Source organism: Sphingomonas sp. NPDC019816 (genome assembly GCF_050274375.1).
GTDB lineage: Bacteria > Pseudomonadota > Alphaproteobacteria > Sphingomonadales > Sphingomonadaceae > Sphingomonas.
In genome coordinates, this window is sequence record NZ_JBNNOB010000261.1 from 1 (window position 1) to 1698 (window position 1698).

The 1698-nt window shown below is 67.9% G+C and carries 2 protein-coding genes; both read left to right on the forward strand.

Annotated elements, in window-relative coordinates:
- A partial coding sequence (gene coxB / locus ACQKJZ_RS19240; RefSeq protein ID WP_427733295.1) for a cytochrome c oxidase subunit II occupies positions 1-1059 on the forward strand: 1059 nt, incomplete at its 5' end.
- Between the two features lie 3 nt (positions 1060-1062).
- Positions 1063-1698 (forward strand): cbb3-type cytochrome c oxidase subunit I (locus ACQKJZ_RS19245; protein WP_427733297.1); only part of this gene is annotated, 636 nt, incomplete at its 3' end.

A 1698-nucleotide genomic window follows, 5' to 3' on the forward strand; every position in this document is an offset into this window, starting at 1 on the left:
GCCGAGGGGGCCGGCGTCTCCAACACCGCACCGACCAGCGCCGCCGCACCGGCGACCGCTGCGCCCACCAGCCCGCTGCTGGCGCAGGACGGCGCGCCCGCGACCACGATCGATCCCAATGTCGGCCTGCCGATCGACGGCCGCATCGGGCTTCAGCCGCAGGTGACGAAGAACGGCGAATTCGCGCACTGGATGCACAATGGCGTGCTGATGCCCGTCATCACCGCGATCTGCGTCCTCGTCCTGCTGCTGCTCGCCTGGGTCGTGTTCCGCTATCGCCGCGCCGCCAACCCGGTCGCGTCGAAGACCAGCCACAACACGCTGGTCGAGGTGCTGTGGACGCTGGGCCCGGTCGTCGTCCTCGTCCTGATCGCCATCCCCTCGATCGGGCTGCTCCAGGCGCAGTTCAAGCCCGCGCCCGCCGGTGCCGTCACGCTCAAGGCGATCGGCAACCAATGGTATTGGACCTATCAATACCCGGATCATGGCGGGATCGAGATCACCGCCAACATGCTGAAGGAAAAGGACCAGGTGGCCCCCGGTGAGCGCGCGCGCACCGATGCCGACGGCCCGCGCCTGCTGGCGGTCGACAATCGCATCGTCCTGCCCGTCGGCGTGCCGATCCGCCTGATCACCACCTCGAACGACGTCATCCACAGCTGGGCGATCCCGGCCTTCTGGATGAAGCTGGACGCGGTGCCCGGCCGGTTGAACGAGACGAGCTTCACGATCGAGAAGCCGGGCCTGTATTTCGGCCAGTGTTCGGAGCTGTGCGGCGCGCGCCATGCCTTCATGCCGATCGCGGTGCAGGCCGTGCCCCCGGCGCAGTTCGCCGCCTGGGTCGCGGCCAAGGGCGGCCAGATGCCGGGTACGAAGGCGCCCTCCTCCTCGGTGATCCCGCAACCGGGTGCCGAAGGTTCGGCCGTCGAGGCGGCGCAGGCCAATGCCGCCGAGGCGGTGACGGGGCCGGCCGACAATATGGCCACCCCCGCCCAGTCCCCCACTTCCGCGCAGGGCGCCACCGGCAATCCGGCCGGCCCCGGCAACGCTGGACAATAAGCCATGACCGACACCGCACTTCACCCCGGATCGGCTTTCGTCGGTCATGAGGATCATCACCACGCGCACCCTGACGCCGATCACAAGCCCGGCTTCTTCGCGCGCTGGTTCCTGTCGACCAATCACAAGGACATCGGCACCCTCTATCTGATCTTCGCGATCGTGGCGGGCATCATCGGCGGCGCGATCTCCGGCCTGATGCGCGCCGAGTTGCGCGAACCGGGCATCCAATATCTGGGTATCTGGGCCGGGATGCTCCACGGCGGCGCGCAGAGCCTCGACCAGTCGCTGCACCTGTGGAACGTGCTGATCACCGCGCACGGCCTGATCATGGTGTTCTTCATGGTCATGCCCGCGATGATCGGCGGGTTCGGCAACTGGTTCGTGCCGATCATGATCGGCGCGCCCGACATGGCGTTCCCGCGCATGAACAACGTGTCCTTCTGGCTGCTGATCCCGGCCTTTACCCTGCTGCTCGCCTCGCCCTTCTTCGGGTCGGGTGCGGGCGTCGGCTGGACCGCCTATGCGCCGCTGTCGACCTTCGGCGAGCCAGGGCCATCGGTGGACATGGCGATCCTGTCGCTCCACCTGGCGGGCGCCTCGTCGATCCTGGGCGCGATCAACTTCATCACCACCATC